The sequence below is a fragment of the Xanthovirga aplysinae genome, assembly GCF_009711365.1.
In the GTDB taxonomy this organism is placed as follows: domain Bacteria; phylum Bacteroidota; class Bacteroidia; order Cytophagales; family Cyclobacteriaceae; genus Xanthovirga; species Xanthovirga aplysinae.
In genome coordinates, this window is the sequence record NZ_SMMB01001116.1 from 1 (window position 1) to 8464 (window position 8464).

Annotated in this window: 5 protein-coding genes; 1 reads left to right on the forward strand and 4 read right to left on the reverse strand. The window is 39.4% G+C overall.

All coding sequences use genetic code 11. The features are described from left to right. Positions 1-598 precede the first annotated feature (598 nt). Positions 599-2377 carry a cellulase family glycosylhydrolase gene (locus E1171_RS13310; protein WP_187696442.1) on the forward strand — a complete coding sequence of 593 codons (1779 nt, stop codon included), beginning with the start codon at positions 599-601 and terminating at the stop codon, positions 2375-2377. Between the two features lie 218 nt (positions 2378-2595). Here E1171_RS13310 and E1171_RS13315 read toward each other — a convergent pair whose 3' ends face one another. The 4 genes from E1171_RS13315 to E1171_RS13330 all read right to left on the reverse strand — a co-directional run. Next, positions 2596-3579, reverse strand: a complete 984-nt coding sequence (locus E1171_RS13315) for a glycoside hydrolase family protein (RefSeq protein ID WP_155206501.1) — start codon at positions 3577-3579, stop codon at positions 2596-2598. A 217-nt stretch (positions 3580-3796) separates the two neighbouring features. Then, entirely contained in the window at positions 3797-6109 is a 2313-nt protein-coding gene (locus tag E1171_RS13320) for a hypothetical protein (RefSeq protein WP_155206502.1), read from the reverse strand. A gap of 172 nt (positions 6110-6281) precedes the next feature. Further along, positions 6282-8063, reverse strand: a complete 1782-nt coding sequence (locus E1171_RS13325; protein WP_155206503.1) for a hypothetical protein — start codon at positions 8061-8063, stop codon at positions 6282-6284. 190 nt (positions 8064-8253) lie between these two features. Beyond that, a partial coding sequence (locus tag E1171_RS13330) for a hypothetical protein (protein ID WP_222931498.1) occupies positions 8254-8464 on the reverse strand: 211 nt, incomplete at its 5' end.

Sequence of the window (8464 nt, forward strand, 5' to 3'; positions counted from 1 at the left end):
TCTAAACAATCAGTCCAGAACATTTTGAATAATTAATGTTTTCGATTTGTATTCAATAGTTTAATAATGAGAGAGTTTCAGGGAGTTTATAATGAACCAAGAGATCATTTATGTGCTGAAAGTAAAAGGATGGCGGTTTTCTCCTTTTGGTATTAAACCTCCTATCATACCTCCATATTTCTACATGACCCCCAACATCCCATTCTTTCCCTATTCAATAGGGGGTTTTTAAACCTTTTTCCAATTAGAACTCCCATAAAGCACCTAACTTCACCATAATGATTGGAAAAAAGTCCAAGGGAATCCTTGAGGCCTTTTGAATCAATTCTGTTCGAAAGAAAAATAAATGATTTGGGAAGAGCCCAGCTATTAGTATTAATGGCTTTAAATTGTCTACGACCTGTCCACTTATTGCCCTAACTTTGTATCCACCAAGTTACTCATCCATTGCCTAATTTTAAGTTAGAAAAGCCAGGCGCATTTCCTCAAATAGCTGCATTACCTGATTAATCCAAAAAGTAAATTCTAAAAATCAGCACCTACCGATAAAGCGCTTTACACTTAAAAAATATTTACTCTAATGGACTATTATAAAACCATGAAAACCTATTTATTAATTATTCTACTTGCCCTTTTTGGGTTAAGTGCTCCACCCCTACAAGCTCAACAGTTAGATCCAGTATCCCCTACCTCAACGGACAAGGGTTACCCCACCCTATTTATAAAGGTAGTCGTTCCTGAGCAATCGGCCCTTTATGCCAAAACTACCATTTCAGCAGTTCTATTGGCTAATTTCAACGATCCTTTTGATCAGTTCGAAATCGCTATGGACCTTAAAATCACCACCCCATCGGGTGCACAATTGCTGCATCCCTGCTATTTCGAAAGGGGATTATCAATTTTTTCCATCTGGAAAACCCATTGGTCCCCTAGAGAGTCTGGTGAATTTAAGGTTCAGTTAATTTTAACTCAAAATGGGAAACAGCCCAAAAAATCTGCTACCTATACCGTAATGGTCAATCAGGAGGGAGCAGAAAACCTAGATGGGTTTTTAAGCTTAGCTGACACCTCTTTTTGGACCTTTCAGTTTGAATCCGGAAAGAAATTCCGAGGAATTGGCCTCAACCTAGCCTGGGAACCCCGCCCGGAAATACCATCGGATATACAGCAATATACCTATGATTTTCTCTTACCTCTCTATAAAGAAAAGGGAATCAACTTTTTCCGCACCTGGATGTGCCCCTGGAATCTTCCCCTAGAATGGAAAATAACCTTTGGGGGGCGATATCCCAATGATACAACCGATACTTATAACCGGTTTGCAATAGACCGAATGGATTCCCTTGTTACACTTCTGGAAGAAAATAAACTTTACCTTATGCTGACGTTGGGCAATTTTAGTGATCTTTATACAAATTCGGATGAATTTGGAAACCCTCCATTCTGGCCGAAAAACAACTATAATGTAACCTTAGGGGGGCCTGCCACCACCCCTGAAGAGTTCTTTACACTGGAGGCTGCCAAACAGCAATATAAAAACCGTTTACGCTATATTATTTCCCGTTGGGGGTACTCTCCCTACATTCCTATTATTGAATTCTGGAATGAAATTGATAATGCCATTAACGCAGAAAACCTCAATGCAGACAGTGTGGTAGCCTGGCATCAGGAAATGGGTGCTTACTGGAAAACAACAGATACGGCCCATTCGCACATTCTCACGACCAGCATCTCCGATTCACCGGTGGCTGGCCTTTTTGATGTCCCCGATATTCAGATTTCACAAGAACACCTATATGGAGCAACAGGCACTATCCATAAGGTAGTCAATGAATATAGTGAGATGTTCAATAAACCTTTTGTCGCTGGGGAATTTAGCCTTAACTCTCAAGTTGGACCTACAGAAAGCACCTTGCCCGAATATGATGCAGACCTTCGTACAGGTTTATGGTTTGGCATCTTTTCTCCTACCCCCATTTATCCCATGACCTGGTGGTGGCAAGAATATACAGAACTGGATACCATTGGCAGTTTTGAGCCAGCCATTCAAATCACCGAGCAGATGTTTACTGCAGGAGAGGGTTCCTTTGCGGGTTTTGTAGTCACCAAAGACCAGAATATCGATGCTTTTGGAGTACAAACCGGTGATTCTTTTTGGGTTTACCTTCGAAACTTTCAGAATAATCCCCTAACGGTTAATGCCAACTTTCCTTTGAATAACACTTCCTCTTACAAAATAAGGAGGTACAACACCATAACCCAACAATATACAGATCTTACCAACCTCAGTCCTGTAAATGGGGTTCTTTTCTTGCCTCCACTTATGATTGATGCACATACAGAAGTAATTATCCTTTCTCAGAAAATAAGTGAATAAAGAAATTCTGTTCTTTAATTTAGTTCAGCCAAAATCAATTTTTTAAAGGAATAATAACTATGCTCCTAATAAGATTTTAAAAAAAGCCCGGACCACCATGGTCTGGGCCTAAAGCCTTCAGAACTTTTACTTTAATTCATCCCCTCTTTCACCACCTACCAAAATTCTTTAACCTTTAAATTTAAAAGTTCCATACAACTAGAAACCTGGTACAATTCCTATCTCTGCCCTACCCACTGAGGTATTTTAATGTGCGGTTTTAGATTAATTTGAGCACCCTGATCACCGGCTTTATCAGCATAAACGCCCATATGCGTTTGCAAAGGTTGTCCTGATTTCAGTGGCTCATTTATGGCTTCAAACATAAAGGTAGGTACCGTACGTTTATTGGTGGAATACTGCGTATCTAATTGTTGTAAGATACCTTCAATAAGCGGTTCTGAACTATCGTCACTTTTAGAGCCTTCCGCACCTGTCTCGGCAATAAATATCTGAATGTTGGGATATTTTTTGGCATAATAGTCATGTACTCTGCCTTGCCAATTAAATACTCCTGCTGGGTTATCAATTCCCTTAGCATCCGGATAAGGATCGATAAACACAAAAGGGTAATTCCCATTCCAGGAAGGGGCCCAATTATTCATTACCGCTTCCACCAGGGCATCAGATTTAGTATCACCAGCCTGGTCCGGAAGGTTACTAAATGAAACACTCAAGGGAATTTTAAGGTCCATAAAATCAGCATTATTCTTAAAATTGCCCATAATGGTATTAATGTCACTAGCGGTAATTCCATTAGCATTGATCTCATTACAAATCAAAATAGTTTTAATTTGGCTTACAGCACTTCCCAACTCTGATTTGAGTTTTTTAACCCAGGAATCCACATTGTTTTGTGTTTTAAACCAGTCTTTGGAATTGGTCGTACTAATCATTGCCTCAAGCTCCTTATTATTTTTTAGTACATTTACCAAAGCTTGAGCACAGGGATCGAGGTCACCTGTACTTTCCCACCCAGCGGTAAGAAAACCATAGATTCGGATCAACTTAAAAGTTTGCACCACTTTTTCAAGCCTATCCTGAGAGTACTGAATCTGATGCTGTCGGCTTCCATTTGATGAATACCAATTGGTCATATTGGTATGAAAACACATCCCCACATTATAACTAAAAGGGGATTTTTTAGGCAATACATAACTCATGATGAATAGATTTTAGTTAATGATAAGAAAACACTATTTTTTACCTTCAAATCTTCTAATGAGGGACAATTAATATTTCTGTATGAATTCAAAAGGAGGGCTCTCTTGATATTTCTTGAAAACAAAAGAGGGTTTCATTTTCTAAGAATCATGAAGGTTTACTGAACTATTCGCCTATTAGAAATAGGCCTGAAACCAAAAGGATATTCACCCTCGATCAATGTAGGATCCGAATTGCAGATCTATTTCTCATCCCCCTCTGGTCAATGGAAGCTGAATTTCCATTACCTCCAAGCATCAGAATTCCAGCAGTATTATTTCTACCGGCAGTTTGAAGGATGGTCCCCCTATGGCCATCACCGAATTGCAAGATGCTACCTTCGTTATTGCGACTGGTACCAACACTACCTTCCTGATTAATATTTCCAATGTTACTGCTTCCGATTTGAATCATAGCAGCCTTATTCCCCCAACTAATCTCCTGATTTCCATCCTGGTCAATAAATCCATCATTTAAACTTCCTCTTTGGAACATCACTGCTGTGTTATTTTGGCTCAGCCCATCTGCTTGCCCCCTTTGCCTAATATCCATTTCATTTCCGCTTCCACCTATTTGCAACATTAGGGCTTTATTTCTCCTGCTAATACCATTAAAATCTCCATCCTGGTCTATATCTGTAGAATTGTTGTTCCCTGCTATTTGAAAGATAATGGATTTATTAAACTCACTTAACCCCCTGACTCCGCTGGCTTCCTGATCTATATGAACCACCTCATTTTGATTTCCCCCTAATTGTCGAATAATGGCTGTATTGCTTCGGCTAATTGCGCCATCCCTACCTTCCTGATCTATCTCTGCCGTATGATTTTTTCCAAATTGTATCAAATCCCCATAGTTGTTTTGGCTACTACCATTTATGGTCCCATTTTGAAATACCATTGCAAAATGACTTTCTCCGATTTGTTGGACAAAAGCTTTGTTTTCTCGGCTCTCCGCCTCCTCCTCTTCAGCAGATTGACCAATAATTATCTGATTTCCATTCCCGGCCATCAGACCGTAGGCAAAGTTTCCTGAAGAAATGCCACCAATGTTGGCGGATTGATTGATGAAGAGAGCAGGATTATCCACCAATCCTATATTATTATCTCCCTCAATAAGGGCATAAGCCTTGTTTTGGCTGCTAATACCACTTCTTCTTCCTGATTGATCAATTTTAAGGGCTACATCCTCCTCCGATAAACCTTTATTTCCATTCCCTTGAATAAGGGCAAAAGCCCTGTTTTCTCGACTAATTCCAGTACTTAGAAAACCAAGGGGATTAAGTTCTCCTCCATTTTGAAAAATATTAATGCCAAAGTCATGATCATCTCCCCTCACCATGGCATAAGCTTTATTATATTCACTCCTTCCCCCCACAAAGGCATTTTGTTGCAGGTTATTTATCCCTCTATTGTTATTATTACCCTTAAGTACGGCATAAGCCCAATTATACTGACTGATGCCCCCATTTCCATTCTGAAAAGTACTTATTCCGTCATTAATGTTTACCCCTTGAGCTAGGGTATAACTTTTATTGTATTGGCTTACCCCCCCATTGAAAGCATTTTGGTGAATTCGATTAATTACATCATTCCCATCCAAACCTTTAGCAACAGCATAAATTCTGTTGTGCTGGCTAATACTTCCCTTTCCCTCGGCATTTTGATCTAATTGCTCTATTGCTTCATCGAGATTAGTACCATCAATAAGACCATAGATCCAATTATATTGACTTATTCCCCCAGATCTACCATCTTGATGAATGTCATCAAGTTCATTATTATTCCCACGAACCAAACCATAAGCCCTATTATATTGACTTACTCCCCCATCAACAGCATCTTGGCTAAAGCGATCCCCCTCATTATTATCTCCTTTAATACTGACAAACCCCCAATTGTATCGGCTTTTACTTCCTGATCCTATGGCTGTGTGAAAGAATTCACCAATTGAGTTAAAATCTCCGTTTATTATAACATATCCGTTATTATTTTTACTTATTCCCCCATCCATAGAGAATTGCTCCACAGGGACGGAATAATTACTATTTCCTCTCAAAATTATATTAGCCTTATTGTGTTGAGTACGGCTACCCAAACCATTGGCTGTTTGGTCGATGAAAGAATTATTACTCGAACCTCTTTGTAAGCTAAATGCAAAATTGTCCTTAATTAGCCCTCCATTGAGCCCTTCCTGTAATACGATTATAGTATTATCCTTTCCACCCAACTGAAAGTTAAAACTGGAATTTCCATCCCCAATTTGGGAAACATCTATCACATTGTTTTGACCTTTGAACTGCAGTCCAAAAAAGGTGTTGAAATTCCCCACTTGATCGGCTTCCATGATATTGGGCATATTAGGGTCAGGGCGAATCTGTACTTTGATAGAGGAGTTTCCCGTACCATCCTGGGTGGTTGTCAGGTTTTGTGAGAAAACAGTTGTGCCTGCCAGCATGACTAACAGCATGGAGGTCAGTAAATTATTCATAATTGTGTGAATTTTTAATTAGAATAGGTATTGAAAACTGAAAAGTTGGAATAACACCCCCATTCAAAGGAGGAAATTCATAGGTCCATTTCTAGAATGGGGAATTAATAAGTGAAGAAGAAAGCAGCCTAACAATTAGCATATATCAAAAAAGGGGGATTTCTCCCCCTTTTTAATGAATAATTTTAATCTCTGCCCTATTCCTCATACCACTTTGATCAATGGAAGCTGAATTTCCACTACCGCCCAGCATCAAAATGGCAGCCGTATTATTTCTGCCGGCAGTTTGTAAAATGGAAGCCTCATGGTTATCTCCTGTTTGTAGGACAAATGCTCTGTTACCCACCGTAGAAACCCCAGGACTATCAGCGGTTTGTTCGATATTTATTTCATGCCCACCTCCAAATGCCAAGGCAGTAGCCCGGTTTTTTGAAGAAATGCCCCCATTGCTGGCCGATTGGTTAATTACAAGAGAAGGAGAATTAAATCCTACTCCTCCCTTTCCTTTGAATAAGACAAAAGCCTGGTTACTTTTACTTTTACCTCCCCCCCTGGCGGTTTGATCAATATTGATGATGGTATTATCAGCCTCAATATCATCGCCCCTTAGAAGAGCATAAGCAAAATTACCTTCGGTAATACTTCCCATACCCCCGGCACTCTGGTCTATGGTTATGAAATTATCAGTGGAAGAGTTTCTATCTCCATTAATACGTGCATAAGCATAGTTATCCTCGCTTCGGGCGCCATTAGCAAATTGCTTTATATTTATAAAATCAAAAGCCACAAGATTCTTATCTCCAAGGACTTGGGCATTTGCATCATTTCGTACACTTCTACTACCCCCACCACTAGAGGATTGGTCAATAATTATAAAATTACCCCCAAAAGTAAAAATAGAAGCAATATTATCATTCCCCCGGACCAGTGCAGAAACATTATTATTTTGGGTTTGACTGTTATTAGATCTTTGAGAAATATCTACCAAACGAGTTAGGGCAATATTGTTATCCCCCTCAATTATAACCTTGGCATTATTACGAGCGGTTCTTCCTCCGTTACCTGCCGCTTGGTCAATAAATATTGAAGTTCCTGCATCAGAAAAATTTGAATCTCCAATCACCCGGACATAAACATCATTATGTGTACTTTTACCTCCTGAACCAAATATACTACCTAATTGGTTTATCCCTATAAAATTACCATCGAGGGAAATGTTTTCATTACCAATTACCTCAGCAAAGGCATTGTTAAATGAACTAGTACCTCCACCAGAAGCCTCTTGAGAAATAATGATGACATTATCATCCTGCCCTCTATTATCATTTCCTATTACACGAGCCTCAATATAATTGCCTATACTCTTGCTATTTTCACCAAAGGCGTCCTGGATAGTTCTTATGCCCTCAATGTTATTATCTCCTTTGATTAAGGCATTAACATAATTGAAGGAACTTTTTCCCCCATCCCTCCCAGATTGGGAAGTATTTATGCCAGGGAACCTGTTACCACTTCCAAGAATTGTGGCATAAGCACGATTAAAAAAACTACGCCCCCCAGGATTGAAACCCAATTGATTTATTAAAATTTCATTATTATCTCCTTTTTGAAAGGCAAAAGCAAAATTACCCTTGCTGATTCCGTCATTAGTGCCTTCCTGGTTTACGGTGATGTTGTTGTTTTGTCCCCCAATCTGGAAATTAAGACTGGTGTTTCTATTACCCATCTGGGAAACATTCATCACGTTATTTTGACCTTCGAACTGGAGGCCAAAGAAGGTATTAAAATTCCCAACTTGATCGGCTTCCATGATGTTGGGTGCATTAGGATCAGGCCGGATTTGAATTTTGATGGAACGGTTTCCTGTACCATCCTGGGTGGTGGAAAGGTTTTGGGAGTAAGCCGCCGAAGCTCCTAGCATTAGTAGCAGCAGCGGGGTAAGTAACTTTTTCATGATCCTTTAATATTTAGATTGAAATTTAGAATTGAGAATTGGAAGGTGGGACAAACATCTTCTTTTACCCCCCTTCAAAGGGGGATTATTTAGGACTCTAAATTTTGGAAAACTGCATTAAATAAGTTTAGATATAATCATGACCATGGGGCAAAGCAGATATTCAAAAAAGGGGGGAATTCCCCCTTTCTCAATTTATAATTTTTATTAGGCTCCTATTTCTCATTCCACTCTGATTAATAGTGGCTGAATTTCCGCTGCCTCCTAGTATAAAGATAGCTGCTCGGTTATTCCTTGCATTGGTTTGAATAATGCTGGCCTCATGGTTATCTCCGGTTTGTAGTATTAAAGCCTTATTGGATCGGCTAGGACCCATAGCACCATTTTGAATAATTTCGGCA

What these genes read in the sequence shown, in the direction of transcription:
- E1171_RS13320 (WP_155206502.1), bottom strand. Translation starts at nt 6,109, where the DNA reads ATGAATAATTTACTGACCTCCATGCTGTTAGTCATGCTGGCAGGCACA.
- E1171_RS13315 (WP_155206501.1), bottom strand. Translation starts at nt 3,579, where the DNA reads ATGAGTTATGTATTGCCTAAAAAATCCCCTTTTAGTTATAATGTGGGG.
- E1171_RS13325 (WP_155206503.1), bottom strand. Translation starts at nt 8,063, where the DNA reads ATGAAAAAGTTACTTACCCCGCTGCTGCTACTAATGCTAGGAGCTTCG.
- E1171_RS13310 (WP_187696442.1), top strand. Translation starts at nt 599, where the DNA reads ATGAAAACCTATTTATTAATTATTCTACTTGCCCTTTTTGGGTTAAGT.